The sequence below is a fragment of the Kordia algicida OT-1 genome (assembly GCF_000154725.1).
In the GTDB taxonomy this organism is placed as follows: Bacteria; Bacteroidota; Bacteroidia; order Flavobacteriales; family Flavobacteriaceae; genus Kordia; species Kordia algicida.
Genome location: NZ_DS544873.1, coordinates 1,164,923 through 1,191,102 on the forward strand (window position 1 = coordinate 1,164,923; position 26,180 = coordinate 1,191,102).

Annotated in this window: 25 protein-coding genes; 8 read left to right on the forward strand and 17 right to left on the reverse strand. The window is 33.3% G+C overall.

Translation table 11 applies throughout. From position 1 onward, the window contains the following. Positions 1–274: 274 nt before the first annotated feature. The 3 genes from KAOT1_RS04890 to KAOT1_RS04900 are packed head-to-tail and all read left to right on the forward strand — an operon-like array spanning position 275 to position 2,880. On the forward strand, positions 275–820 hold the full coding sequence (locus KAOT1_RS04890; RefSeq protein WP_007093610.1) for an RNA polymerase sigma factor: 546 nt from the start codon (positions 275–277) through the stop codon (positions 818–820). Continuing rightward, positions 804–1,391 (forward strand): hypothetical protein, encoded by a 588-nt coding sequence (locus KAOT1_RS04895; protein WP_007093611.1) that lies wholly within the window; start codon positions 804–806, stop codon positions 1,389–1,391. The genes KAOT1_RS04890 and KAOT1_RS04895 overlap by 17 nt, the downstream gene beginning before the upstream one ends. After that, positions 1,384–2,880, forward strand: coding sequence for a hypothetical protein (locus tag KAOT1_RS04900; protein WP_007093612.1), 1,497 nt, complete (start codon positions 1,384–1,386; stop codon positions 2,878–2,880). Before KAOT1_RS04895 ends, KAOT1_RS04900 begins: the two co-directional genes overlap by 8 nt. Positions 2,881–2,961: 81 nt before the next feature. On the opposite strand, the gene KAOT1_RS04905 is transcribed toward KAOT1_RS04900, so the two are convergent. The 7 genes from KAOT1_RS04905 to KAOT1_RS04940 form a co-directional block, all read right to left on the reverse strand. After that, entirely contained in the window at positions 2,962–3,606 is a 645-nt protein-coding gene (locus KAOT1_RS04905; RefSeq protein WP_007093613.1) for a response regulator transcription factor, read from the reverse strand. A 64-nt stretch (positions 3,607–3,670) separates the two neighbouring features. Then, positions 3,671–4,432, reverse strand: coding sequence for a sensor histidine kinase (locus KAOT1_RS04910; protein ID WP_007093614.1), 762 nt, complete (start codon positions 4,430–4,432; stop codon positions 3,671–3,673). A 647-nt stretch (positions 4,433–5,079) separates the two neighbouring features. Next, positions 5,080–5,745, reverse strand: coding sequence for a hypothetical protein (locus KAOT1_RS04920; protein ID WP_007093616.1), 666 nt, complete (start codon positions 5,743–5,745; stop codon positions 5,080–5,082). Positions 5,746–5,981: 236 nt separating this feature from the next. Beyond that, the gene (locus KAOT1_RS04925; RefSeq protein ID WP_007093617.1) at positions 5,982–6,914 is read right to left on the reverse strand and encodes a hypothetical protein; all 933 of its coding nucleotides are present in this window, start codon (positions 6,912–6,914) and stop codon (positions 5,982–5,984) included. Positions 6,915–7,192: 278 nt separating this feature from the next. Beyond that, the gene (locus tag KAOT1_RS04930) at positions 7,193–8,116 is read right to left on the reverse strand and encodes a hypothetical protein (protein ID WP_007093618.1); all 924 of its coding nucleotides are present in this window, start codon (positions 8,114–8,116) and stop codon (positions 7,193–7,195) included. Positions 8,117–8,491: 375 nt separating this feature from the next. Further along, complete coding sequence (msrA, locus tag KAOT1_RS04935) at positions 8,492–9,151, reverse strand: peptide-methionine (S)-S-oxide reductase MsrA (protein WP_007093619.1); 660 nt, start codon at positions 9,149–9,151, stop codon at positions 8,492–8,494. 298 nt (positions 9,152–9,449) lie between these two features. Continuing rightward, on the reverse strand, positions 9,450–9,800 hold the full coding sequence (locus KAOT1_RS04940; protein ID WP_007093620.1) for a DUF6249 domain-containing protein: 351 nt from the start codon (positions 9,798–9,800) through the stop codon (positions 9,450–9,452). 343 nt (positions 9,801–10,143) lie between these two features. Here KAOT1_RS04940 and KAOT1_RS04945 point away from each other — a divergent pair, with 343 nt between their 5' ends. Then, the gene (locus KAOT1_RS04945) at positions 10,144–10,728 is read left to right on the forward strand and encodes an RNA polymerase sigma factor (protein WP_007093621.1); all 585 of its coding nucleotides are present in this window, start codon (positions 10,144–10,146) and stop codon (positions 10,726–10,728) included. After that, a complete protein-coding gene (locus tag KAOT1_RS04950; RefSeq protein ID WP_007093622.1) occupies positions 10,712–11,104 on the forward strand; it encodes a hypothetical protein in 393 nt (130 codons plus the stop codon). Before KAOT1_RS04945 ends, KAOT1_RS04950 begins: the two co-directional genes overlap by 17 nt. Before the next feature lie 2 nt (positions 11,105–11,106). On the opposite strand, the gene KAOT1_RS04955 is transcribed toward KAOT1_RS04950, so the two are convergent. From KAOT1_RS04955 to KAOT1_RS04980, 7 genes are all read right to left on the reverse strand, one after another. Beyond that, complete coding sequence (locus tag KAOT1_RS04955) at positions 11,107–12,390, reverse strand: sterol desaturase family protein (RefSeq protein WP_007093623.1); 1,284 nt, start codon at positions 12,388–12,390, stop codon at positions 11,107–11,109. 190 nt (positions 12,391–12,580) lie between these two features. Continuing rightward, positions 12,581–15,952, reverse strand: a complete 3,372-nt coding sequence (gene secA / locus KAOT1_RS04960; RefSeq protein WP_007093624.1) for a preprotein translocase subunit SecA — start codon at positions 15,950–15,952, stop codon at positions 12,581–12,583. 70 nt (positions 15,953–16,022) lie between these two features. Next, entirely contained in the window at positions 16,023–16,244 is a 222-nt protein-coding gene (locus KAOT1_RS04965; RefSeq protein ID WP_007093625.1) for a DUF2795 domain-containing protein, read from the reverse strand. 129 nt (positions 16,245–16,373) lie between these two features. Further along, the gene (locus KAOT1_RS04970) at positions 16,374–16,949 is read right to left on the reverse strand and encodes a cob(I)yrinic acid a,c-diamide adenosyltransferase (RefSeq protein WP_007093626.1); all 576 of its coding nucleotides are present in this window, start codon (positions 16,947–16,949) and stop codon (positions 16,374–16,376) included. Between the two features lie 122 nt (positions 16,950–17,071). Next, on the reverse strand, positions 17,072–17,248 hold the full coding sequence (locus tag KAOT1_RS22740; RefSeq protein ID WP_007093628.1) for a hypothetical protein: 177 nt from the start codon (positions 17,246–17,248) through the stop codon (positions 17,072–17,074). Between the two features lie 3 nt (positions 17,249–17,251). Further along, complete coding sequence (locus KAOT1_RS04975) at positions 17,252–18,067, reverse strand: class I SAM-dependent methyltransferase (RefSeq protein WP_007093629.1); 816 nt, start codon at positions 18,065–18,067, stop codon at positions 17,252–17,254. A gap of 193 nt (positions 18,068–18,260) precedes the next feature. Further along, on the reverse strand, positions 18,261–19,100 hold the full coding sequence (locus tag KAOT1_RS04980) for a hypothetical protein (protein WP_157560048.1): 840 nt from the start codon (positions 19,098–19,100) through the stop codon (positions 18,261–18,263). A 212-nt stretch (positions 19,101–19,312) separates the two neighbouring features. Here KAOT1_RS04980 and KAOT1_RS04985 point away from each other — a divergent pair, with 212 nt between their 5' ends. Beyond that, the gene (locus KAOT1_RS04985) at positions 19,313–21,487 is read left to right on the forward strand and encodes a M1 family metallopeptidase (RefSeq protein WP_007093631.1); all 2,175 of its coding nucleotides are present in this window, start codon (positions 19,313–19,315) and stop codon (positions 21,485–21,487) included. Here KAOT1_RS04985 and KAOT1_RS04990 read toward each other — a convergent pair. Beyond that, complete coding sequence (locus KAOT1_RS04990) at positions 21,484–22,008, reverse strand: DUF7935 family protein (protein WP_007093632.1); 525 nt, start codon at positions 22,006–22,008, stop codon at positions 21,484–21,486. The two genes, KAOT1_RS04985 and KAOT1_RS04990, sit on opposite strands and share 4 nt — an antisense overlap. Before the next feature lie 91 nt (positions 22,009–22,099). On the opposite strand from KAOT1_RS04990, the gene KAOT1_RS04995 reads away from it, so the two are divergent. Continuing rightward, entirely contained in the window at positions 22,100–22,579 is a 480-nt protein-coding gene (locus tag KAOT1_RS04995) for a hypothetical protein (RefSeq protein WP_007093633.1), read from the forward strand. 1 nt (position 22,580) lies between these two features. Here the strand turns inward: KAOT1_RS04995 and KAOT1_RS05000 are convergent, their stop codons facing one another. Next, positions 22,581–24,134, reverse strand: coding sequence for an FMN-binding glutamate synthase family protein (locus tag KAOT1_RS05000; protein WP_007093634.1), 1,554 nt, complete (start codon positions 24,132–24,134; stop codon positions 22,581–22,583). A gap of 6 nt (positions 24,135–24,140) precedes the next feature. Beyond that, positions 24,141–25,409, reverse strand: a complete 1,269-nt coding sequence (locus KAOT1_RS05005; protein WP_007093635.1) for an amidohydrolase — start codon at positions 25,407–25,409, stop codon at positions 24,141–24,143. Positions 25,410–25,539: 130 nt separating this feature from the next. Here KAOT1_RS05005 and KAOT1_RS05010 point away from each other — a divergent pair, with 130 nt between their 5' ends. Further along, positions 25,540–26,133 (forward strand): hypothetical protein, encoded by a 594-nt coding sequence (locus tag KAOT1_RS05010; protein ID WP_007093636.1) that lies wholly within the window; start codon positions 25,540–25,542, stop codon positions 26,131–26,133. Positions 26,134–26,180 lie beyond the last annotated feature (47 nt).

Genomic DNA, 26,180 nt, shown 5'->3' on the forward strand with positions numbered 1-26,180 from the left:
TCACTGACTACAGTATCAGTCTAATTTAGCAATCAAATATTCTTGAAACGTCTTTGCGAACGTTTTGGAAAAACGTGCGGCAATCTGTTGTATCAAATTTTAAAACCGTTTTTTGATATACAGATTACTTCGCTATTGCTCGTAAAAACGTTTCTAAGCACGAACTAAATACGATTAGTTTAAAACTTTTTTCTACTATATTGTCACATTCCAAAATTTGCTACGTCTTTAAAGATGTATAGCAATTAACCAAAACCAAAAAGCTACCGGAAGTATGTCTCAAACCGAGCTCATCGAAAAGTGTAAAAATAACGACAGGAAAGCGCAACTGCATCTGTACAGGCAGTATTGTGAAGGAATGTTTATTGTTGCCAATCGATTCTTGAAACATACACAAGATGCAGAAGATGCAATGCAAGAAGCATTTATCAATGCATTTCAAAAAATTGATCAATTTACCGCCGAAGTAAGTTTTGGTGCTTGGCTTAAGAAAATTGTGATTCATAAATGTTTGGATAAATTACGCGCTAAACGTGATTATTACATCACAATTGATGAAGCACAATTGGAAGTTATTGCCGACGAAAATAATTGGCAAACAAGCGATGATACCACGTTGCAAGAAGTAAAAAACGAAATTGAAAATCTGCCCGATAAATATCGAGTCGTCGTGATTCTCTTTCTGTTAGAAGGATACGATCATCAGGAAATTTCAGAAATACTAAACATTTCAACAACCGCATCACGCACACAATTATTACGAGGAAAAAAGAAATTACAACACGCATTAAAAAAGAGGAATCATGGGACAGGATATTAAAGATTTGTTGAAAAATGACCAATTGCATATTCAAAATGGTTTGTCTGACGGACATGAAGCACGTTTTTTAGACCGATTGAATGATGCATTACCTTTGCAAGAAGAAACAACTAAAGAACGTTCTTTTTCGATCTATAAAATCGCTGCAGCAGTTATTTTACTGATTAGTTTGGGCGGTTTGGCATATAAACAAATACAATCAAAACCTGATTTTAACGGAACCGAAATAGTTGATAAAGATACTGAAGCAACTCAAAAACCATCTTTAACGAGTTTGGGCGATGTTTCTCCAGATTTGAAAAAGATTGAAGATTATTATGTGGCAAGTATCAATTACGAATTGACGCAGGTTGAAGTTTCTGAAATTGGAAAGCAATTGTTTGAAAGTTATATGAAAAAACTCTCGCAATTAAACGAAGAACATAAGGTGCTTCAACAAGAGTTGACAGATCTTGGTCCTAATGAGGAAACAATTAATGCAATGATTGATAATTTACAATTTAGACTGAAATTGCTATACCAATTAAAGAAAAAATTGAACGAACTAAAAAAATCAGAAAACGATGTATAAATCAAAAATAAAACAATGTGTAATGGTCGCTTTATTGGTCATTACTTTTGGATATTCTCAATCAAAAAAACGAACAAAAAAGGAAGTATTTACGGTAAATAAAGACGTTACGTTAGAAATTAACACGTCACATGCCGATGTAGAATTTGATACTTGGAACAAAAATAAAGTAGAAATTACAGCAACAATTGAAGTGCAAGATGCTACCGATGAAGAAGTGGAAGCATATATGGAAAAGTGGAACTTTGAAGCAATTGGAAACAGCGAAAAAGTGACCGTAACGTCAAAAGGAAGCCGATCTTTATTTGGAGATACGGGACAATTTGTGTTGGCAGATCCTATAATTATTAAAGATATTGAAACTCCGATCATTGCGAATCTTCCAAAAATTCAATCTGTTCCAGACTTGCCTCTGATGGTGATTGAATCTTTAGATGATATAAAATTTGATTACAAAGCTTTTGAAAAAGATGGCGAAGCGTATTTAAAAAAATGGCAGGAGCAATGGAAAAACAACTTTGATGAAGAAAAATTTAAGGAAGGAATGGAGAAGTGGCAAAAAAAGTTTCAAGAGCAACAGCAGAAATTAATTGAACTTAAAGGGAAAGCATCAAAAGAAAAAAAAGAAAAAAAAGAAAAAAAGGAGAAGAAAGAGAAAAAAGAGAAAAAGGAACTTGAAGAACGATTGGAAGCTCTTGTAGAACTTGCAGAAATTGGGAAAGAATTTGAAAAAGATAAACTCAAAAATTTACTTGAAGAAAAAGGACAGCTTTTAGAACTTTTAGAAATGCAAGGAAAGTTACAAGGTAACGTGAAGTTTCATCTAAACCCTGGAAATGATAATATTTTCTTTTTATCCAATAATGGAAAACATTTAAAAGTAAAGAAAACGATTAAAATTAAAATGCCTAAAAAAGCAAAGTTAAAACTCAATGTGCGTCATGGAGAAGTAACAATTGCTTCCACAAGTGAAAATATAAATGCAAAGCTGTCTCACGCAGCTTTGTATGCTACTGTGATAGATGGTGCAAATACGACGATAGAAACGTCGTATGCGCCCATTTATGTTTCGCAATGGAATAATGGCGCATTAAAAGTAAATTTTGTAGAAAATGTAAATTTACATTCAGTGAATGATATCAACTTGATGTCAAATTCCTCGAAAGTCACTATTGGAACGCTAGGAAAGGAGGGAATTATCAGTGGAACGTTTGGAAACTTATTGATTCACAATATTGGTGAAAATTTTAAAACGTTGGATATTATTTTAGAAAATACAGATGCGCGCATTCAACTGCCTGCGGCTGCTTTTAAATTGTATTATATTGGTTCAAATTCAAGTATTTCTTTTCCAGAAACGGTAATTGGCTCAGAGAATAAAACACAATTTAATACGATAGTTCGTGGATATCAAAAAAATAATACTTCAGGAAGTGAAATTAATATCAACGCAAAGTATAGCGAAGTTTCTTTGAATAAGAAATCGTGATTTGGTTTATGAGTTATAAACATCAATCCAAATAACAAAGCGTATCCAAACTAAAATACTTGTAACTGAGCAAAGTCGAAGTTACGGTAAATAAATCTTATTTTTGATGGCATAAATCACCAATCCGATTCTATTCTTCACGTCAAGTTTTTCAAACAACGCATCTCTGTAACCATCAATAGTTTTTGGACTCAAACACATTTGATCTGCGATTTCTTTATAGGTCATTTCTGTACAAACCAATTTCATAAATTCGATTTCATTATCCTTCAATTTCAATCCAGAACTGCCTTTTCCGTTCAGTGAGCCAATTAAAATATTCGTCACATGTTTTGAATGGTAAAATCCGTTGGTAATCACTTCATTAAGAGCCATTTCTAAGACACTTTTTTCTACATCTTTCATCAAATATCCTTTTGCACCAGCACGCAACATTTGAATAATAGTACGTTCGTCTTCTTCAATAGAAAGCCCGATAACATCAATATCTGGAAAATGTTCTGCGAGCCAAATGGTCGTTTCAATTCCGTTCATCAAAGGCATATTAATATCCATGAGTACAATATCTGGTACTGAGATGCTTTTTTCTTCCAAACGCGTAATGAACTCTTTACCGTTTTTGCATAAATGACTTACTTTAAAACGATCAAAAGAATCTACCAAACCGCCAATAGCTTGTGATAGTAATACATGATCTTCTACGATGGCAACAGAATATGTTTTCAATTTCTTTGGTTGTTTTTACAATTCGGAATTACAAATTCAGAATTATGAATGAATAATTTGCGAACTAAAGATAATGAATAATCGTTAGTTCTGTACCTTTTTCTAGCGCTGAATCTAATTCAATTTCGGCGCCAATCAGCTTTCCTCTGCTTTTCATATTTAGCAATCCGATTCCTTTGTTTAACTTATCTTGCGATTTGTCAAAACCTTTTCCATTGTCTTTTGCGACAATCGTCAGTTTCTCAGGAGTATACGTCAGTGTTACGTCAAGTTTGGATGCTTTTGCATGTTTGATGGTGTTTGAAAAGAACTCTTGAAGAATACGAAATAAAATAATTTCAGCTTTATCGTCAATGATTTCTTCATCTCCGTGAATTGTGAGTGTGGCTTCAATAAAATTTAATCGATTAAAACGTTCTACTTCCAATTGTAAAGCTTCAGGAAGCATGATATTTTTCAATGCATCTGGATTAATCAATTTAGAGAGTGCGCGTAACTCTGTCAAACTTTTTGAAATGGTTTCGCTTACACCAGAAATATCTTCTTTAGAATCGGTCAATTGGTGCAGTTGAATCTTCGCCAAAGTGAGGAGTTGCCCAATATTATCATGCAACTCCCAACTTATATTGCGAAGTGTTTGTTCTCTAATTTCTATTTGTGTTTCAGCAATAGCGTTTTCAAACTCTCGTTTGGCTTGCTGTTTCTCAGTCAACAGGTTATTCTTTCGCTTGATGAATACTAAGAAAAGTGTAATTATTACTACTACTAAAAAAATAAAAACAAAAGTAATTATTATTGCTCCTGTTTCTGGATTGGTTGACTCCATATGAACCCTGTAATATAACAGATATTTAAAATTAGGATTAAGCTAAAAAATAATGAACGTAGATTTTCTAGATTAGCAGAAGCTATACTATCATAAAATTTTTGAACAATTTTATAAGGAATGTAACCAATATGAAATAATAATAAGCCTATACTAATCCAAAATAATAATTCTCTATTAATATTAAGAATGCGTTCTGATTGTAAAACTTCTATAAAATACATTAAAATACTTATAATTAGAAAGCTTGATACAATAATATAAGGAACAACTTGTGCAACTTCTAAAAAGTTTTCATAGAAAGAATTAATAATACAAGTAATCCAATAAACTATAATAAATATCTTAATATATTTTTTAAAAAGTTTTCGTTGTATAAAGTGTTTATACATAGATAATAAAAATGTAAAGTTTATTATATAGTAAATATTGTAGATTCTAGAATTATTCATATCTAAATATATTCTGGTATAAAAACCCAAGAATTCATTTAACACAATATACCATAATAAAAATAAAAAATATTTTAAATATGTATTTTTATACTTATAATAGAATATGGAACCAGTTATTGCTGTAACTAGCTCTATGTATAATGTAAAACTTCTTAAAATTTCAGACATTTAGGATGATTAACTATTATAAAATTAACCTCTTGGTGGTGGTGGACTCAATTGTCCATCATTGAAAGATAAACTCGTTCCATTTCCATTTTTAGGACTTGATTTTTGAACCATATTCTCTTTTGATTCTTTATGTCCTAAATCGTTATTTGCCATAAATGCACGTTCAATAGGATTGTGTTCATCCAATAGTAAATCAGCAATAATTTTATAACGTCCAACAATCGGATCACTTGAATTTTTAGGTTGTATATAGAAAGGTAAGTTTTTCATATTTGAATAATCTTCATCTAAACTTGTTTCTATAGTCGGATTGAAGAAAACTGTTTGTTGTTTGGTATATTCTGGATGATTTTGATATGCGCCAAAATACACACGAACTCCTGAAATTCTAGGATTATTCGGATTCTTTTTTTCTACCGTTTCTAAATAATTTATATATGATTTGATTCTGTCAAATTCAAACCATACAAATTGAGTTTCCTTTGAATTAATCGCACTACTTAACAGTGGATATTTTTCATTGACAAAGGTTTCATGTAAATTCACAGCATCACTCACAGGAATAATTCCGTTTGGAGGTTCTTCTTGATGACCATTTCCATGGTCGTTTGATAATTTTTTGCAGAGTAAATACCCAATTACGATACCTACCAATAAGGCAACAATAATAAGCAATACATTTTCCATAAGGTTGTAGTTTTTGTTAGTCTTTATTTTTATGCTAAAATCTGATAAACTTTTCAGAAAAAAAATTTGAAATTAAAAAATGGGTGTTTTTCCCTTTTAGAAAAAAGTGGTTAAATTATAATTTATGAGAAAATAACTACAAATGTATGGATTGTTGGAAATTATGTATAAATGGTAAAGAAGAAAGTGAATTTTGTAAAGTGTTGTAAAATAGAATAGGCTCGGAGGAAGATTTATTAGTTGTTTTTGGGTGGTGGTGATAGTTGTCCTTCGTTAAAGGTTAAACTCTCATTTTCTTCATCAGAAGAAGTTTCTTTAGTATAAAAGTTATTTTGTGTAAATGACTGTAGCGTAACTTTCTTTGTATTTATAATTGACTGCTTTTGATTGCTTGCAACCAAAAACACTGTTTGCGCATTGGATTTCAATTCCAAATCAGCATTCGTATCATATACACCAAAAAAGACATCGATTCCCGTAATTTTTAAATCGAATTCATTAGACCTTTTCTGAATGTAGCTCATATAACATTTGATTTCATCCAAAGAATACCAAACCGCTTTGGTATAAAATTCTTTAGCTACTTTAGATGCAAATGGTTGAATATATTGCATTTCAAACCTATTAAATAATATACTTGCTTCATTAAATGATATATAGCCATCTGTAGAAAGTATCAAGTTTTCATCATTTATTGAACTTTCTCTTACATGTACAGTTTTTTGAATATGCTTAAAAGTTAAAAACTGTCCATTTTCTATGGTAAACGATTCTTGATAATCTAACTTGGCATTTCTTGTAGAAGGCATTAAAAATGTAGTTCTATTTCCCTCATTACTAACACCAAAAATAAAATTAACACCTGTAATAGGGATGTTTCTAGCAATAGCAATTGCTTCCAAATGTTCTATATAATCTGTTAGTTTGGCTAAACCAAAATGAATGGCTTTGTCTTTAAAAGAGATTTTCTCTTTTCCAATCTTGGAAAGGCGAGTGTTGTGATCGTTTTGGAAAAGTACAGCAGCGTCAGCATTGGAAATAATTTTTTCAGGTATTTCAATTGCGGTGTCAAGTTGCTGTTCTTCGTCTTGATGATTTGTTTCACAACTTAGGAAGAATGTCATACACACCAATCCTAGAGAAACAAATGAAAACATTTTTTTCTTCATCTTTTTAGTTTTACGTTTTTTAAATAATTGAACTTTAATTACGGCTAATCAATTGTATAAGTTCAAGAACAATGTGAGCGCATCATACTAAAAATGCAACATTGTATTCTTTAAAATTCGCGACTTGGAGTGTAATTACAATTTTAAAAGTAAGAAAAAGATGCTTTCAAAGAATGGAAGTTGTATGACTGTCATTCTTTTATGTATAACTGTCAGTTTTACTAAAAAAATGTTAAAAAATAAACCGATAAGTTTACTCATCGGTTATTTATTCGTTATCAATCCTTTTTTGGAGGCGGTGGAGAAAGGTGTCCAAAATTATAAGCTAAACTCCCTTCATCATTTTCTTTAGCCAAAAAGTCTTCTTGAGTCAAACGCTGCAATGTTTTTCCAGAAACATTCACAATAGTTTGATGTTGCGTGCTTGCTGTCAGAAATACCGTTTGTGTATTTGATTTTAATTCTAAACTTGCATCAGTATCATACACGCCAAAAAATACATCAATTCCTGTAATGGCTAAATTATGTTTATTAGATTTTTTCTTTAGATAATTGATATAGTCTGTGAATTCGTCTAACGAATACCAAACCGCTTTGGTGTAATAGTTTTTGGTTACTTTCTTTGCAAATGGTTCAATATATTGTGTTTGATAGTTGTTAAACATTACAACTGCTTCATTGTATGAAAGATATCCATTTGGAGAAAGTACTAAATCTTCGTTGTTTTGCGAATTTTTTTGTGGATTTAATGATGTAACTACATGCTTGAATGTTAGAAATTGTCCATTTTCAATCGTAAATGATTCTTGATAATCTAAGTTAGCATTTCGGGTAGAAGGCATTAAGAAAACCGTTCTTTTTCCATCAGCATCAGCTCCAAATACAAAACTTGCTCCTGTGATTGGAATGTTTTTAGAAGTCGCTAATCTTTCTAATCGGTTAATGTATGCTTCTAAGGTTGCCAAATCAAAATGAATGGCTTTGTCTTCAAAACGTGTGGTTGACTTCCCAATTTGCGACAAACGTGTATTTTGATCGTTCTTAAATAATGTTGCAGCTTGCGCGTTAGAAATAATTTTTTCAGGCGTTTCTAGAGCAGTTTCTAGTTGTTCTTCTGCTGCTTGATTTTTAGTTTCGCAACTAAGGAAAAATGTAGCACATACAAGTCCCAAAGAAGCAAATGAAATGATTCTTTTCTTCATGAGTATAAAGTGTTTGATTATTAAATAAAAAAACGCACGTTTTGTATGTAATTACTTTATAAATGTAAGAAAATAAAAATTAGAAAAACAAGAATAATGTATAAGCGTGAAATTTGATGTATAAGCGTCGTGTTTTTGAAATTTTGAATGTTAGATGTTGAATTTTGAATTGATTTTTTACTTTTTAAGAGCCAAGAGCCAAGAGCCAAGAGCCAAGAGCCAAGAGCCAAGAACCAAGAGTCAAGAGCTAAGAAAACGTTTGTCAAATTACAAAGAAAGTAGTTTTGACAAACGTTCGTATAGTAATGTAAAGCTTTAGAATAATTTAATTTTTCAATCATTCAATCATTCAATTATTGAATCAGCAAACCAATGCTAGTGTGCTTCTTTTTTTAATAATTCAGGGAATTTTTTTTGAAAACGCTTCAATCTCGGAATGGAAACATTTCTAATATATCCGTTGTTTGGATGTTTTGCTTCGTAATCTTGATGATACGCTTCGGCATCGTAAAAAGCCGTGTATTTGGTAACTTCCGTAGTAATTTCGCCAGAAAACACCTTGTCTTTTTTTAATTTATTGATATAAGTTTCAACGACTTGCTTTTCTTTTGCATTCTTGTAGAATATTGCCGAACGATATTGTCTTCCAGCATCCGGACCTTGTCTGTTTAACGTAGTTGGATCGTGTGAACCAAAAAATACTTTAACCAATGTTTTGTATGAAACCACTTTTGGATCGTAATATACTTTTACCGCTTCTGCATGATCTGTTTTTCCAGCACTTACCAATTGATAGTTGGCTGTTTCCGCTTTTCCGCCTGCATACCCAGAAACGACTTCTTTGACACCTTTTACACTTTCAAAAATCGCTTCAACACACCAAAAACAACCACTTGCAAAATAGGCCGTTTCGTACTTGTCTAATTGTTCTTGTGTTAATGTTTCTTTATGTAAAGTTTTTTTAGTTGCTGTATTTGAGTTACAACTAATCGTAAAAAATACAATGGTTAATAATGTGATATAAATAGATTTCATTTGTTGTTTTTTATTTCAGTCGAAAGCGAACGAAAAACTTACGTTTTGGACATAATTAACTGAAGATTTAGTTTCTTTTTCAATTTTACAAAGATACGAATCGAAAAAGTGTCTTTTCTTAAAGAAAGATTAAATCGTTTTTGATGAATTCAAATGTTAAGGGTTTTTTCTGAAGCTATTTTGAATGTAATTTGTTTTAGTTGTGAAATCCTTCTAAAATTATAAAACGACTGTCTTTCCGAAGAAAAACAATCGTTTTAATAGTTAACTAACTGGCTTTTTGATTGATGAAGTCTGCTTATTGTCTTTCAACTAATTTTTTTGTTAAGAAAAAACCTGTGAATAATGAAATTCCACCAACCAAGAAAATTGTTCCAGGAAATGCAACTTCTTCAGGCAAACCAAAAGTAGTATGCATCATGTTTCCGATGAAAATTCCCAATCCAATTCCCATCGTTAAAACAGCAAGATTTAATACTAGCACTTTCCACGTAGGTGTTAGTGATTTTTTTGAATTAAAAAAGATAGATGCGTCCGCACCTTTTTCAATCAATGCCAAACGTTCTTTGTTTCGAGAGGAAATATACAAATAGTAAATTCCGAAAATGACTCCTAAAATTGCTGGCATGATAATTACTTCTGATCCCATAATAAATATTTTTAAGTTTAGTTTTTATGTATTTGCCCATTATGACGAACGGTTTTTTGTTTTGGTTACAGATTTTTTCATTTTTTTTTAAAGCTAGGTTTTTGGTATTGGGTTTTGGGTTAATTCAAAGTATTATTTGAAGTTCTTAAAATGAATCTATAAGAAAAAGCAAGTTGTGAGTGAGTTTAAAAAGTTTAAAAATTTATACTTTGAAGAAAAACTCAGAAAAAAATAATTGAGAACTAGGAACCAAAAAGCAAAGCGAAAAGACTTAAAATCTAAAACCTGAAAAAAACTTCTCAAATCTGTAACCATTTGGTGAAAGTGATCGTCTTAACAACAAATGACTCAAAACACTGACCAAGATTATATTGAACAGATTCGCGCTGGAAATGTAAATGCCTACGCTATGCTTGTTACAAAATACAAAGCTATGACGTTTACATTGGCGTTTCGTGTGGTTGGTAATAAGGAAGATGCAGAGGAAGTAGCACAAGACACGTTTGTCAAAGCTTATAAAGCATTAGATAGTTTTAAAGGAACATCAAAATTTTCCACATGGCTGTACAGAATCGTGTATAATACCAGTTTAGACTATATCAAAAAGAATAAAAGAGTCGTTTTGTCAGAACATATTGATGAGATTAATGAATCTGATATCGGAACTATGCAAGACGCAATGAGTTATTTGGAAGCCAAAGAGAAAAAGCAAATGATTGAAAACGCTTTGCTCAAATTACCTGAAGAAGAACGCGTATTGTTAACGTTGTTTTATTTTGAAGAATTATCACTGAAAGAAATCTCAGAAATTGTTAAAATATCGTATGATAATGTAAAAATCAAGCTGCATCGCAGTCGAAAAAAGCTATATCATATTTTAAAAAATGTCGTAGAACCTATATATTTGAATCATGGAGGAAGAAAATAAACAATTAGATCAGTTTACAAAAGAGATCATTCAGGAAGCTGGATTGACAAATCCTTCCGTAGATTTTTTAGCGAATGTCATGGCAGAAATTGCTCCTGAAAAAGCTTCTGAAAAAGTTTACAAACCGCTAATTTCTAAAGTTGGCTGGATGCTTATTAGTTCGTTATTATTAGTATTTTCCTTTGTGTTGACGCGTTTTTCGCTTGGTTTTTCAATTTTGGGCGATTGGGATTTATCTAGTTTATTCGTTAAAAAATATGACATCACGTTTTCTATTCCAGATACGTATGTGTATTGTTCAGTATTTTTGCTAATCTTTGTCATCATACAAATAAAAATGATCGGAAAGCAATTTGATAAAAGCTTAAGAGAGTAATTTTAAATCGTAATTGCTTTTGAAGTCACAAATTTTCTTTCCACAAAAGAAAAATAAATAGTCGCTAAAAAACTGGCTACAAAATACATTCCCATTACCATATTTCCATAATAAAAATAGCTATTGAGCCCAAACCAATCCTTGAAGAAAAGAATTGCAAAAAGCCCCAATGTTAGTTTTACAAGCTCAAAAACGATCGTGTATTTGTATGTATCTAATAAACTTGTATAGCTGTAAATTCCGATAAATACGATTGCTCCGTAGAGTAATATCATAGGAAATCCGCCTGTTTCTAGAATATTTCCAAAATTATAAAACAGAAAAAGCATCAAAAATATCGTTATTATCATTTGTATGATTGACCAAATTTGTAGCGAAATTGAGGTCTCTGTGTTGTATTTTTCAAATTGGTACACATTTTCAATGATGGTAACAGGGTATTTTTTACTCACATCTTTCGGTCGCCAACCTGTAGGCATAAACCAAATTCGTAATTTATCATAATAACTATTTGTACGCCAAGCATCTTTGATAAGTCGCCATAAATGTTGAAAATTTATCAGAATAGGATTCCATGTAGCCGCAGGTTTTAGTACACCGAATACAGGTGGAACTTCGTCTAATTCTTCTTGAAACGTTCCAAAAATACGATCCCACACGCAAAAAACCGCCGCTAAGTTTTTATCAATATACTCAGGATTGATCGCATGATGTACTCTGTGTTGTGAAGGTGTGACAATGATATATTCTAAAAAACCAAGTTTGCCAATGTGTTTGGTATGATACCAAAACTGTGCAAATAAATGAATTGGAGATAAAATTGCAATAATTTTAAAAGGAATTCCAATCAACGCCGCAGGAATTAACAGTAAAGGAAAATATCCTAAAATGTTAGAGATAGATTGTCGTAAAGCACACGCCAAATTAAATTCTTCACTACTATGATGAATGACATGCTGATTCCAAAAGAAATTAATTTTATGACTTAACCTGTGATTCCAGTAACTGGCAAAATCAATCGCAATAAAGGCTAGGAGATAAGCATACCAAGTTTCTGATACGTTAAAGAGAGCTAAGTTTTCTACTAAAAAAGGATAAGAAATTAAGATGACAGCTAAACCTAACGAATCTTTTATAATACTCGTTAATCCTGAGCTAATACTCGAAACAGTATCATTTACATTGTGCGTTTGGTTTTTGACAAAATATCCATAGGCAATTTCGACGATTACCAAAATAGAAAAAAAAGGAATGGCATAAAGTAGTGCATTGGCGTAGGCTTCCATGGCAATATGTTTTGTATAAAATTAAGATTTTTTTTCAAATTACAATGCACGCATAATATAATAGTTTCCTTAGAATTGGTATCATATACAAAAAACTCCCACGTTTCCATGAGAGTTTTTTAATTTATTTCAAATCGTAGTACACTTGCGCGAAGCCGAAGTGTGCTGTATTAGGCTGAGCCTGTCGAAACTATTCTTCCACCAAAACCCATTGTCCTTTAGAAATCAACGGTTCTGCTTGTTTGTATTTTACAGTTTTATTTTCGCCAGTCATCACATTTTTAATGGTCACACGTTCGTTACGACCAATTTTCGGTCTGTCACGTACAATAGTTTCCGTTACTTGCGGACGTTGTCCACCTTGCGATTGTTGCATGGCAGCACGTTGCGCCGCTTCTTTTTCATCACTGTTTAATACTTCTTCTTTCGAAGTTGTATAATTGTCTTTTTTACGTTTTTGTTCACGAGCTTCTTGAACTTTATTAGGATTGTTATCGGCTAATTCTCCTTTGAATAAGAACGATAATATTTCACGATTTACTTTGTCAATTACTTCTTTAAATAATTCAAAAGCTTCAAATTTATAGATCAATAACGGATCTTTTTGCTCGTGAACGGCTAACTGAACCGATTGCTTCAATTCGTCCATTTTACGCAAGTGCGTTTTCCAAGCATCATCAATAATAGCTAGCGAAATATTCTTTTCAAAGTCGTTTACCAATTGCTTTCCTTGCGATTCGTACGCTTCTTTCAAATCACTAACAACGTTTAGTTCTTTCGTTCCATCCGTAAACTTCACTACAATACGTTCGTACTTATTTTCTGGATTTTCATATACTTGCTTGATGACTGGATATACCATTTCGGCATTTTTCTCCATTTTTTCATTATAGCTTTTAAAAGCTGCCGTATATACTTTTCCAATAATTTCTTCTTCGGTCATTTTCCCAAATTGCTCCTCAGAGATTGGACTTGGAATAGAGAAGTAGCGAATTAATTCAAACTCAAAGTTTTTATAGTCGTTTGCGGCTTTATTTGTTTGTATGATAATTTCGGCAGTGTCATACACCATATTCGAAATATCAACTTTTAAGCGTTCTCCGTGCAATGCATGACGACGACGTTTGTAAACCACTTCACGTTGTGCATTCATCACATCATCATATTCTAACAAACGTTTACGAATTCCGAAGTTATTTTCTTCTACTTTTTTCTGCGCACGTTCAATAGATTTGGTCATCATAGAATGCTGAATTACTTCACCTTCTTTGAGTCCCATTCTGTCCATCATTTTGGCAACTCTGTCAGAACCAAATAAACGCATTAAGTTATCTTCTAAAGAAACATAGAACTGCGAACTTCCTGGATCTCCTTGACGACCTGAACGACCGCGTAACTGTCTATCAACACGACGAGAATCGTGACGTTCTGTACCAATAATCGCCAATCCGCCAGCAGCTTTTACTTCATCACTCAATTTGATATCTGTACCACGACCAGCCATGTTTGTTGCAATGGTAACTTGTCCTGGACGACCAGCTTCCGCTACAATATCAGCTTCACGTTGGTGTAATTTCGCGTTTAATACGTTGTGCGGAATTTTTCGGATAGAAAGCATTCTTCCTAACAATTCTGAAATTTCAACCGAAGTCGTACCAATTAATACAGGTCTTCCTTGTTTCGACAATTCAGTTACCTCATCAATAATGGCATTGTATTTTTCGCGTTTTGTTTTGTAGATTAAATCTTCTTTGTCAATACGTGCAATAGGTCTGTTTGTTGGAATTTCTACAACATCTAGTTTGTAGATTTCCCATAATTCGCCCGCTTCCGTAATTGCTGTACCTGTCATCCCTGATAGTTTACGGTACATTCTAAAGTAGTTTTGTAATGTTACCGTAGCAAAAGTTTGCGTTGCGTCTTCAATCTTTACATTTTCTTTGGCTTCAATGGCTTGGTGTAATCCGTCAGAATAACGACGTCCATCCATAATACGACCTGTTTGCTCGTCAACAATTTTTACTTTGTTGTCCATCACTACATATTCTACATCTTTTTCAAAGAGTGTGTAGGCTTTTAGCAATTGACTTAATGTGTGAATGCGTTCACTTTTTACTTGAAATTCGCTAAATAATTGTTCTTTTAGCTCAACTTCTTTATCTTTTTCTAATCCTTGCGCTTCAATTTTGGCGATTTCTCCACCAATATCAGGCATTACAAAGAAATCTTTATCATTGCTTCCGCCAGATAAATATTCGATTCCTTTGTCTGTTAAATCAATTTGATTGTTTTTTTCTTCAATCACGAATAGTAATTCTGCATCAACTTTGTGCATTTCGCGATTGTTGTCTTGCATGTAAAAGTTCTCCGTTTTTTGAAGCAATTGTTTGATTCCTTCTTGACTTAAGAACTTGATTAACGCTTTATTTTTTGGTAAACCTCTGAAAACTCTTAGCAATAAGAATCCACCTTCTTTCGTGTCACCTTCTTTAATGAGTTTTTTAGCTTCTGCTAAAACACCAGTTAAGTATTGACGCTGTTTGCTTACTAAATCGGCAATTTTTGGTTTTAATTCGTTGAATTCGTGTAAATCTCCTTGCGGAATTGGTCCAGAAATAATCAACGGTGTACGTGCATCATCCACTAATACAGAATCGACCTCATCGACAATGGCGTAGTTGTGTGGACGTTGTACCAAATCGTTTGGCGAATGCGACATGTTATCACGTAAATAGTCAAAACCAAACTCGTTATTGGTTCCATACGTAATATCGGCAGCATAGGCTTTTCTTCTTGCTTCTGAATTCGGTTGATGGTAATCAATACAATCAATCGTTAATCCGTGAAACTGAAAAATTGGTGCCATCCATGCGCTATCACGTTTTGCTAAGTAATCATTCACGGTTACTAAGTGCACTCCTTTTCCTGGCAATGCATTTAAGTAGACAGAAAGTGTAGCAACTAAAGTTTTTCCTTCACCAGTTTGCATCTCAGCAATTTTTCCTTGGTGCATGGTAATACCACCAATTAACTGAACATCGTAGTGAATCATATCCCAAGTGACTTGCTTTCCAGCGGCATCCCAAGAGTTTTGCCAAATAGCGTTATCGCCATCAAGCGTTACATAATCGTGTATTCCAGACAATTCTCTGTCATACGGAGTTGCCGTTACGTTTAATTCGGTATTATTTGTAAAGCGTTTTGCAGTTTCTTTCACAACGGCAAAAGCTTCTGGTAAAATTTCTAATAAGACAGCTTCTGAAATGTTGTATTCTTCATCTCTAAGTTTGTCAATTTCTTGATAGATATCTTCTTTACGTTCAATATCAGAAATTGTATCTGCTTCTTCTTGTAGGGAAATTATTTTATCGTTTACTTCTTTGCACGCTTCAGCAATGCGTGACTTAAATTGTGTTGTTTTGGCTCTCAACTCGTCAAGCGTCAATTGTCCTAATTGTTGCTCGTGTTCCTTTATTTTAGTAACAAGTGGTTGGATGCCTTTAATGTCTTTTTTGGATTTATCTCCAACAAACATTTTCAACACAGAATTTAAAAAACTCATGGTTTATGTGGTTTTATATTAAACCAAAAAAAAGCCTCATTATCGAGACTTTTTCCTTGTTTAATTTGTTTTAGTATTCATCTTCGTTCCAGAGGTAATCTTCCTCTGTCGGGTAATCTGGCCAAATTTCTTCTATAGATTCATAAGAATCTCCTTCATCTTCAATAGATTGTAAGTTTTCTACAACCTCTAAAGGAGCTCCGGTTCTAATTGCATAATCGATCAACTCATCTTTTGTAGCTGGCCAAGGCGCATCACTTAAATGCGACGCTAGTTCTAATGTCCAATACATATTATTTCGATATTAATTTTTTGCAAAAATAAATTTTTAAATGAGAAAGTCAAGTAAAAAAATCATTATTTACACATTATTTTTAAGAACGTTTTTAAAGAAAAGCGTATTTCCTTAGTTTTTAGATAATTACGAATTCTTCTTAGGAATCCATTTTATCTCGTTTGCTTGTAGATCATGTGACAATTTTCGTGCCAATACAAAAAGGTAGTCAGAAAGTCGGTTTAGGTATTTTAATGTATGCTCATCAAAAGGTTCTATTTCATAAAGAGCTGACGCTAAACGCTCTGCTCGTCTACAAACACAGCGGGCAATGTGACAGAATGACACAGTTTGATGTCCACCAGGCAATACAAAGTGTGTCATTGGCGGTAATGCATCATTCATGGTGTCCATTTCTCGCTCTAAAACGGCGATATTTTCTTCTGAAATTCTAGGAATGTTTAAACGATCTTTTCCGTTTTTTAAGGTTGCCTTTTCAGGATCTGTCGCTAAAACAGCTCCAACAGTAAATAGTAAATCCTGAATTTCCATCAATACATTTTGATAGTGTTTGTCAATTTCTTGATCGCGAATTAAACCAATATGCGAGTTGAGTTCATCAACAGTTCCGTAACTATCAATACGGATATGATGTTTGGGAACACGCGTACCACCAAATAGTGCCGTAGTTCCTTTATCTCCTGTTTTCGTGTATATTTTCATTGTTTCTTTTTCTAGCGTTTTTTTCCTTTTCAGAATGATACTCTTTTAGTTTCTTTTTCGTTTTTCTATTGGATAGAAATACAAATAGCAATCCGATAATTATTGCAACTAAAAGCCACCATTTATTCATCTTTTTGGTCTTTTTTCTTTTCTAAATATTTATCCATAAAAGCACGATCTTTACGACTGTTGTTGCGTTTTTTGTTTCTACGTGTATTTATAAATAAAAGTGGCGCTAAGACAACAACAATGAGTATGAATATGATTAATTCTTTATTAAAAGTCGTTACTTCTTCCATCTGTTAGCTATTTTGTTTCATCAACATTGTCAAATGCATACATTTATATAGGTGACGATCGCTCGTTAGTGATTGTTCCCAATCTTTTTGATGCAATTTTTTGATATAGTTTAGTTTTTTTTCTGCGCTCATTGGAATGAGATTTAAGAAAAATGCCCATTTTGAACTTCCTAAGATTGCTCTGCGTTCTACAACTTTAAATTCGTTGTGAAAGCGTTTTACGGTTTTCTTGGTAAATGGCCATTCCCAATCTGCATCCGATTGAAAAGGTCTGTATAATCCGCGAATAATGCGCAATGGTAAACTTGTTTTTAGCGGATCATACGAAATCAGTTTTCCATCATTAGCTAGTTTTTCTTTAAGTTTTCCAAATAACAAATCCAAACTTTCAAAATGATGCAACACGCCGTAAGCGTAAATGACGTCAAAATCTGTTTCAGTAAATTCGGGTGATAAAAAATCGACTGCTTCCGCTTTTGCATTTGGAAAATCTTGTAAACGTTCGTTTAACTGTCCGATGGCTTTATCGCTCAAATCAATTCCTAAGTAGCTTTTGGAATGTTCGGCTAAGTATAAACTCAGGTGATTTCCAGCGTAACAGCCTAAATCTAGTACTTTTTTATCTGATAAATCGCCTAGCCAAGTTCGGTGTTTTTCATAAACTTGCTCGTTGATTTGAAGCTCTTTTCTAAAATCAGACAGCAATTTATTACGCATAAATGACCAAAGCTTTGTCGCGGCATTCTTCTTTTTTACATTGTAGAATTCCTTTTGCTTTTTATTGACTTCTAAAACTTCTTGTAAACGTGTATCACTCACTGTATAGGGTTTTTATTGGGACAAATGCAAAGTAACTAAAATTTGCTATTAATTTACACTATTTCGGGGAATTTTAGAATCGCTTGGCTTTTGGAAAGTTTTTAAAGAAAAAATCCTGCTATACTGCGGAAACGAAAATTTTCCAATTAAAATTCTTATGTCGAACTCACATTAAATTATTATTGAGCGGACTTTACATTTTACCCCAATCACGATAAAATCTAAAGTCCGTTTTCCATTCTAAAATAGCAATCATAATCTCTTTATTCATTTTAACCATTTCGGTATCTTCATCAAGTCGTTCACGTCCTTTTTCTGTGATAATTTCTAGGGTAAGATTGATTCTTCTCGGAATATAATTCAGTAAAAAATTAACTGCTTTTTTAGTCGAAGTCGATTTTGGCGCGTCAACATACGCAAGCGTTCTCAAAATTCTTGAAACAAACAAAAAGTCGTATTCCTTTGTGGCTTCAAGCATAATTTTTTCTAGTAATTTGATACATTTCTTATCGAGTTTTGTTGTTGTTCGCAATCCGAAATTTGTCTGAAAAAAAATCAAATCAACAATCGCTTCAATCGCTTCTTTTGGTTGTTCCTGAAACAATTCCGAAGAAAGAGACACAATTGATTTCGCTTTAATAATCGCATCTTTTTTCTGTAGTAATGACACCAACGATATTAACGAAAAAGTTTCTAAGGTAGGATTTCCTTTGTACATATCTTTCAACACTTGTTGATAATTTTCAATCAAATCGACATGAGCGACAGCATATAATTCAGGTTGGTATTTTCGTTCCAAACATACATACTCAAAAAACAAATTTGGTTCGCTTTCTAACAAATTATCAATGTCCAATAATTGGAAATGCAAAGGTTTTTCAAAATCGAGAAAAATATAGCATAATTCGCCTAAAATAGAAGTATTTACAATCAAACTTACATCTTCGTCATTAATCGCATTCGATTGGATTTTAGAGTTCCATCGAGCGCGACTTTTTAAAAATTTAACGACTGATTTTTTTAGTGTTTTCATGTAAATTAATAACGAAATTGCTTCTTTAAATTCCTGCAAAAATACAATAATAAAAGCGTTTGCGCGTACTTTAGCACATCCCAAAATGAACACAATCCGAATAATTATTAACTCAAAAGATAAATTAAAGCCGTTGTATACGAAAAAACGATTTTTTTTGTTTTGGAATAAGTGATACCTTGAAACCATTGAAATTCTTCAAAAAATACTTTATGACACAAAAAATCCTATCGTTTTGCTTCTTATTTGTCCAGAGTTTTCTCTTTGCACAACAGACTGATATTGTAGATTTTAAGACCGCAAAAGTTGATGTCGTACTGCGTCCTGAATTGAAAGAAGTTGGTATTGATGTGTTTTACGAATTTGAAGTGCTGAAAGATACCGATTCTATCTATTTGGATATGCGCACTTTAAATACCTACAAAGTGTATCAACAAAGTTTTAAAGGCACAAGTTCATATACAGATAAAAAGATCATTCTGAAAAGTAATTTTAAAAAAGGCGAAAAGCATACTGTAGGATTGGCAACATTTACAAATCCTAAAAAAGCGATTTATTTTATTGACTGGAATAAAAAAAAGGGCAGAAAGCAAGTATGGACGCAAGGTCAGGGAAAATACACAAGCAATTGGTTGCCAAGTTTGGATGATGTAAATGATAAGATTGAATTCGATTTTAGCATTACGTTTGACAAACGTTACGAAGTTATTACCAATGGAAAATTGCTCAAAAAAGAATCACCCAACGATTCGTTGACGAAATGGTATTATGACATGCAACAGCCAATGAGTAGTTATTTGGCGGCGATTGCCATCGGAAAGTACAAAAAGAAGGAAGCAACTTCCAAAAGTGGTATTCCGTTAGAAATGTATTACTATACTGAAGATAAAGCAAAGTTTGAACCGACATACAGATATACAAAACGTATTTTTGACTTTCTAGAAGCTGAAATTGGTGTACAATATCCATGGCAAAACTACAAACAAGTTCCAGTAAAAGACTTTTTATATGCGGGAATGGAAAACACAGGAACAACCATTTTTTCTGATAGTTTTGTGGTAGATAGTATCGGTTTTGTAGATAAAAATTACGTAAACGTGAATGCCCATGAATTGGCGCATCAATGGTTTGGTAATTTGGTAACGGCAAAAAGCGGAAAGCATCATTGGTTGCAAGAAGGTTTTGCCACATATTATGCATTGTTGGCAGAAAAAGAAATCTTTGGAGACGATTATTTTCACTGGAAATTATTCAAATCTGCACAAGAATTAAAAGTGCTGAACGATGGAAAAGGAGAAGCTTTATTGAATCCGAAAGCAAGCAGTCTCACATTTTATCAAAAAGGCGCTTGGGCATTGCATGTGTTGCGTGCAAAAGTAGGAGAGAAGCCTTTTAAAAATGCGGTAAAACGTTATTTAGACACGTACAGATTCAAAAGTGCAGAAACGGACGATTTTATTACGATTGTGGAAGAAGAAAGCCATCAAAATTTAGCTGATTTTGTACAAACTTGGTTGGTGAATCCGCAATTGCCTGATGATTTTTACGATTTCGATAAATTACTAACACATAATTCTGGGATCAATGAAAATTTATATTCGCTTCTAGGCGGAATGCAAGGCGCGCCAGCACAAGTTGCTTCTTTTAGAAAACTTAAAACATCCAAAGAAAGTGCTACAACATGTATTAATATTTCCAACATCTTCAAACTATCTCAAAATGAATCCGCTAAAAAAGAAGCTCCAATTTCAGAAGAATTATTAGTCAATTTGACCAAAAATATACCAAATGACAGTCCGTTGATAAGTAATGACGTGTATAAAGCTGCTTTTGCTACGAATAATCTCAAAGTTCGTCAAGCGGTTGCACAAACTTTGAATAATATTCCTATTGAATTAAAAACTGATTATGAAAGTTTATTGGATGATGAATCCTATGTTACCAAAGAAGCCGCTTTGTATAATTTGTGGGTGAATTTTCCAGCAGATCAAAAAAAGTATTTAGATCAAACCAAAAACGTACAAGGATTTAATGATAAGAGTTTTCGAATTTTATGGTTGACGCTCGCAATTGTGACGAAGAATTATAGCGGACACGACACACCAAAGTATTACCAAGAACTTTCAAACTATACACGTTCGTACAATCATTTTGAAGTACGGCAAAACGCGTTTGTGTATATTAATGAATTGCGTGCGTTTACCGATCAAAACTTGGCAGATTTAGTCAACGGAGCCATGCATCATAACTGGCGATTTGCTAAATTTTGTAGAGATTTGTTGGACAGTATCATCAAAAATCCGAATTATAAAGAAAATATACAGCGTACAAAAAAACTCCTTACAGCTAAGGAGTTGAGTTTTTTAGAAAAGCGCATGAAAAATTAAGGATTTAATAAATCGCCCACTTCTTTTTTAATAAATGCTAATGCGGCATTGCTTGGCGATTCTTGTTCCATCATTTCGGTAAGAATAACTTCACGCAATTTATCGGCAGAAGTTACTTTTTCAGACAATCCTGCTTTTCTGATGAGTTGAATGGTGGTATTTTTGGATGCGATAATGATGTTCCAACATTGGTCACTCATGTATATTTGTTGAGATAAATTATGATCGAATTCTTGTTCGATACTCATAATTAGTAAACGCTCATAATCTTCTTTATTGGAAGAATTTGGCGACACTCGAATTAATAACTTTGCAGGCGTTATTCGTTCTAAAAACAACGAAAGTCGCTCGTATGCTTGCAAACGCAACGGCAATGCATCTTTTTGCGCATCTTTGTGTAACAAATAACGTCTTCTTTTATCTTCATTGGTCATGTGTTCTCTAAAGAAAAAGTACGCAATTCCTCCCGTGATAATCGCTGGGATTGTATAGGATAATAATTCAAAAATTTTTTCTTCCATAAAATAGCAGTTTTAGCAAACTTAATACGTTTTAACTAACTAGCCAAATAAAGATTTATTGTGTAAATTACACCGAAATTATCAAGCATCTATGAAAGCAGTTAACGTTTCCGTACTTAAAAAAGAATTGAATGAACATTCGCATCAAGAATTGGTCGATATCTGCTTAAAATTGGCAAAATTTAAAAAAGAAAATAAAGAGTTGTTAACCTATATTCTTTTTGACTCCAGTGACGAAGACGCTTATATTCGCGAGATTAAAGAAGAAATAGATGAAGCTTTTTCTAGGTTAAACCACGATAGTTTATACTACGTTAAAAAAAGTGTGCGTAAAATTCTGCGTATACTAAAAAAGTACATTCGTTATTCTAAAAAGAAAGAAACTGAAGCTGAAATTTTATTGTATTTCTGTTTAAAGTTGAAAGAACTCAAACCTTCACACAAGCGAAGTCTGCAAATAGTAAACATTTACGAACAACAATTGCGCATGGCAAAGAAAGCTATTGAAAAACTCCATGAAGATCTTCAATACGATTTTTATCTTGAAATAGAAGATTTACAAAGTTTATAAACTACTTTTTTCCACCTAAATGCACACAATCTTTCAACGCTTGCATTCCTGAAAAAGGAACTTTTGTTTTTTTGTACATATACGTTGCATCGAGGTCTTTTGATAAGTTCTGATCGTCTACATTTACTTCAATATCGTTCATATTGAACTGACACGGATGCTCATAACCTGCGGCATGTGTGATTTCTATCAGTTCTTTTCTAAAAGTTTTAAAATACTGCGCCAAACGTACTGATTTCAATGTAGGATCAATTCCGCTTTGCAACCATTTACTTTGTGTAGCAATTCCTGTAGGGCATTTATTGGTGTGACACACTTTTGCTTGAATACAACCAATGCTCATCATGGCTTCACGCGCCACATTGATACAATCTACGCCCATTGCAAACGCCATGGCAGCTTTTGCAGGAAATCCTAGTTTTCCGCTTCCAACAAATACAATACGTTCTGTCAATCCTTTTTCTTGAAACAATCTGTATAATTCTGAAAAACCATACACCCATGGTAATGACACGTGATCGGCAAAACTTGGTGGCGCGGCTCCAGTTCCGCCTTCACCACCATCAACCGCAATAAAATCAGGCCCTTTTCCTGTTTCTTTCATAATATCAGCCAATTCTTCCCATTGGTCCAGTTTTCCAATAGCCGCTTTAATTCCGACAGGCAATCCTGTAGCTTCAGCGATAGCTTCTACAAAATCAACTAATTCTGGAACGTTAGAAAATGCTTTGTGATTTGGTGGAGATAGTACATCTTTTCCAATTTCAACACCGCGAATTTCAGCAATTTCTTTCGAAATTTTCTCGCCAGGCAACACACCGCCTTTTCCAGGTTTTGCTCCTTGCGAAAGTTTTACCTCAATCGCACGAACAAACGGATTATCTTGCACAAGTTTTACCATTTTTTCCATTGAAAAACCACCATCTTTGGCACGAACACCAAAATATCCTGTTCCAAAATGAAATATAACATCGCCGCCATTGCTGTGATATGGAGACAAGCCGCCTTCACCTGTATTGTGATAAGCGCTAGCCATTTTTACGCCTTTGTTCATAGATTCTACCGCTTTTGCGGAAAGCGAACCGTAACTCATTGCAGAAATATTGATGATAGATGCAGGACGAAATGGACGTCTTCTTTTGTTAAATTCACCCATCACTTTGGCACATGGTAAAAAAGTTTTATCGATAGCATTCGGATGATCGTCTTCTATTTTAAACGGCATCATGGCATTATTAATAAATACATGATGATGTGCGTAAATATCTCTTTCGGTTCCGAAACCTTCGTAATTGTTTTGACTTTTCGCAGAAGCATAAATCCAGCCACGTTCAATACGATTGAATGGCAATTCCTCACGATTGTTTGCTACAAAATACTGACGAATTTCTGGACCGATACTTTCAAAAAGATACCTTAAATGTCCTACTACAGGATAGTTGTGAATGATGATGTGTTTTCGCTGAATAATGTCTCTGATGGCAACTAAAAGTAGTACAATCAGTATCCACATCCACCATGAAATACTTCCTAAAAAATTTAAAACTGCGTCCATATTTTGTTAATTATTGAGGTAATCTAAGGTAAGTTGTACAAAAGTTTTGACTCCTAATTTCATGCCACTTTCGTCAATATAGAAATCTGGTGTATGGTGTGAAGTTGGTGCTTTTCCAACCGTTTTTCCTCCTAAAAAGAAATACAATCCAGGAACTTCTTTTTGAAAGAATGAAAAATCTTCTGCACCAGTGATAGCTTTGATAACATTTACATTTTCGGCACCAGCAGCTTTTTGAAGTGAAGGCAACATTTGTGCTGTTAACTTCGGATCGTTGTACGTAATTGGATATCCTTTGGCAATATCAATTGTTGCTTCAGCTCTGTAAGCTTTTGCAATGGCAGGAACCATTTCTTCCATACGTTTGTTGATATATGCTTGCATGTCATAGTCTAACGTGCGAATCGTACCAATCATAGTTGCATTTTCAGGAATGATATTGCTGCGAACACCACTTGTAATTTTCCCAACCGTGATAACAGCACCTTCTTTAGTCAATTCAGACTCTCTACTGATAATGGTTTGCAAACCATCAATAATTTTAGCACTTATCATAATAGGATCAATACTTGTCCAAGGTCGCGAACCGTGACTTTGTTTTCCTTTTACGTTAATTTCAAAGCTTTGTGAAGCTGCCATAATTCCGCCAGGTTTGTAACTGATCGTTCCTACATCTTGTCCAGCACTGATGTGCAACCCAAAAATTGCATCGACATCCGGATTTTTGAGTACGCCTTCTTTTACCATCAGTTCTGCGCCACCTTCTTCACCTTTTGGTGCGCCTTCTTCGGCAGGTTGAAAGATAAATACAATAGTTCCTCTGATTTTGTCTTTGTGTTTTGAGAAAATTTCTGCCGTTCCCATTAGTATAGAGATGTGCGTATCATGTCCGCAAGCGTGCATTACGCCAGTTTCTACATCATTGAAGGTTGTGCGAACGGTAGATTTGAACGGAACATCTGTACGTTCTGTTACGGGAAGTGCATCAATATCGGCGCGCAATGCGACTACTTTTCCAGGAAGTTTACCTTTTAAAATTCCCACGACGCCAGTATGTGCAATGCCCGTTTGTACTTCTATACCTAAAGAACGAAGGTGTTTAGCAATTTTTTCTGCTGTTTTAAATTCTCTGTTAGACAATTCAGGATTTTGATGAAAATCGCGTCTCCACTCAATTAATTTAGATTCAATAGCATCAATATCTTTTTCAAGTCCGTGTTGTGCATTGGCAAAACAAAAAGCAAGAAAAAAGATGAAAAGTAAGCGTTTCTTCATGGTTATTTTGGGTTGGAATAATTATGTATTCAAATATATTCAATTTTTTTCTTTGTGAAGAAAGAAGTCTGTAATACTTGGTACATGATTTGTGGTTTCTTTGGAGAAATTGAACAAGAAACCGAAAATTATGAAAAGACAAACCAACAAATTGAAAAATCCAAGAAGTATTTTTCCGCTTATTACCATTTTAGGAATGACCTTACTTATTTTATGTTCTTCATTTTATAATAAAGAGTGGTATTTTGATTGGAGTGGAATTCGTCCGCAAATAAAAGATTCTATTGAGGTAGCTAAATATTATGGTATTGACGCGAAGTATGTTGGATATGCAAATCGTAAATCAAATCAATATGACAGACAACGATGGTTGATGAAAAATGCAACACGACAAGAACTAGAAAAATTAACAACATATCCAGATGAAACTATTAAGGCAATTGCTTATAAAGGCTTGTTAAGAGATCCATCAATTACTAGAAATGATAAATTTTCAATAGTTTTAAAGGTGTTTAAAAATCACCCTGAATACATATATTATACAAGAGGTTGTGTTGCAGAACGTATGGAATTATCACAATATTTAATGGAAAATGTTTTACTTGAAAATTTTATATTTGATCCTGATAATAGAAAATTTCATAAAGGATTTAATTTTACGGCTGCTCAAGAACAACATTTACTGAATAAGTATTATACTTTGGCAGATAAAGATGTAAACTAAAAAAGCTTCCAGTTTCCTGAAAGCTCTAGTTATAAAAAAATAATTGT

Excerpts from the sequence above, each read along its gene's own strand:
- KAOT1_RS04890 (WP_007093610.1), top strand. The coding sequence starts at position 275 with ATGTCTCAAACCGAGCTCATCGAAAAGTGTAAAAATAACGACAGGAAA.
- KAOT1_RS04895 (WP_007093611.1), top strand. The coding sequence starts at position 804 with ATGGGACAGGATATTAAAGATTTGTTGAAAAATGACCAATTGCATATT.
- KAOT1_RS04900 (WP_007093612.1), top strand. The coding sequence starts at position 1,384 with ATGTATAAATCAAAAATAAAACAATGTGTAATGGTCGCTTTATTGGTC.
- KAOT1_RS04910 (WP_007093614.1), bottom strand. The coding sequence starts at position 4,432 with ATGGAGTCAACCAATCCAGAAACAGGAGCAATAATAATTACTTTTGTT.
- KAOT1_RS04920 (WP_007093616.1), bottom strand. The coding sequence starts at position 5,745 with ATGGAAAATGTATTGCTTATTATTGTTGCCTTATTGGTAGGTATCGTA.
- KAOT1_RS04925 (WP_007093617.1), bottom strand. The coding sequence starts at position 6,914 with ATGAAGAAAAAAATGTTTTCATTTGTTTCTCTAGGATTGGTGTGTATG.
- KAOT1_RS04930 (WP_007093618.1), bottom strand. The coding sequence starts at position 8,116 with ATGAAGAAAAGAATCATTTCATTTGCTTCTTTGGGACTTGTATGTGCT.
- msrA (WP_007093619.1), bottom strand. The coding sequence starts at position 9,151 with ATGAAATCTATTTATATCACATTATTAACCATTGTATTTTTTACGATT.
- KAOT1_RS04940 (WP_007093620.1), bottom strand. The coding sequence starts at position 9,800 with ATGGGATCAGAAGTAATTATCATGCCAGCAATTTTAGGAGTCATTTTC.
- KAOT1_RS04945 (WP_007093621.1), top strand. The coding sequence starts at position 10,144 with ATGACTCAAAACACTGACCAAGATTATATTGAACAGATTCGCGCTGGA.
- KAOT1_RS04950 (WP_007093622.1), top strand. The coding sequence starts at position 10,712 with ATGGAGGAAGAAAATAAACAATTAGATCAGTTTACAAAAGAGATCATT.
- KAOT1_RS04955 (WP_007093623.1), bottom strand. The coding sequence starts at position 12,390 with ATGGAAGCCTACGCCAATGCACTACTTTATGCCATTCCTTTTTTTTCT.
- secA (WP_007093624.1), bottom strand. The coding sequence starts at position 15,952 with ATGAGTTTTTTAAATTCTGTGTTGAAAATGTTTGTTGGAGATAAATCC.
- KAOT1_RS04965 (WP_007093625.1), bottom strand. The coding sequence starts at position 16,244 with ATGTATTGGACATTAGAACTAGCGTCGCATTTAAGTGATGCGCCTTGG.
- KAOT1_RS04970 (WP_007093626.1), bottom strand. The coding sequence starts at position 16,949 with ATGAAAATATACACGAAAACAGGAGATAAAGGAACTACGGCACTATTT.
- KAOT1_RS22740 (WP_007093628.1), bottom strand. The coding sequence starts at position 17,248 with ATGGAAGAAGTAACGACTTTTAATAAAGAATTAATCATATTCATACTC.
- KAOT1_RS04980 (WP_157560048.1), bottom strand. The coding sequence starts at position 19,100 with ATGAAAACACTAAAAAAATCAGTCGTTAAATTTTTAAAAAGTCGCGCT.
- KAOT1_RS04985 (WP_007093631.1), top strand. The coding sequence starts at position 19,313 with ATGACACAAAAAATCCTATCGTTTTGCTTCTTATTTGTCCAGAGTTTT.
- KAOT1_RS04990 (WP_007093632.1), bottom strand. The coding sequence starts at position 22,008 with ATGGAAGAAAAAATTTTTGAATTATTATCCTATACAATCCCAGCGATT.
- KAOT1_RS04995 (WP_007093633.1), top strand. The coding sequence starts at position 22,100 with ATGAAAGCAGTTAACGTTTCCGTACTTAAAAAAGAATTGAATGAACAT.
- KAOT1_RS05000 (WP_007093634.1), bottom strand. The coding sequence starts at position 24,134 with ATGGACGCAGTTTTAAATTTTTTAGGAAGTATTTCATGGTGGATGTGG.
- KAOT1_RS05005 (WP_007093635.1), bottom strand. The coding sequence starts at position 25,409 with ATGAAGAAACGCTTACTTTTCATCTTTTTTCTTGCTTTTTGTTTTGCC.
- KAOT1_RS05010 (WP_007093636.1), top strand. The coding sequence starts at position 25,540 with ATGAAAAGACAAACCAACAAATTGAAAAATCCAAGAAGTATTTTTCCG.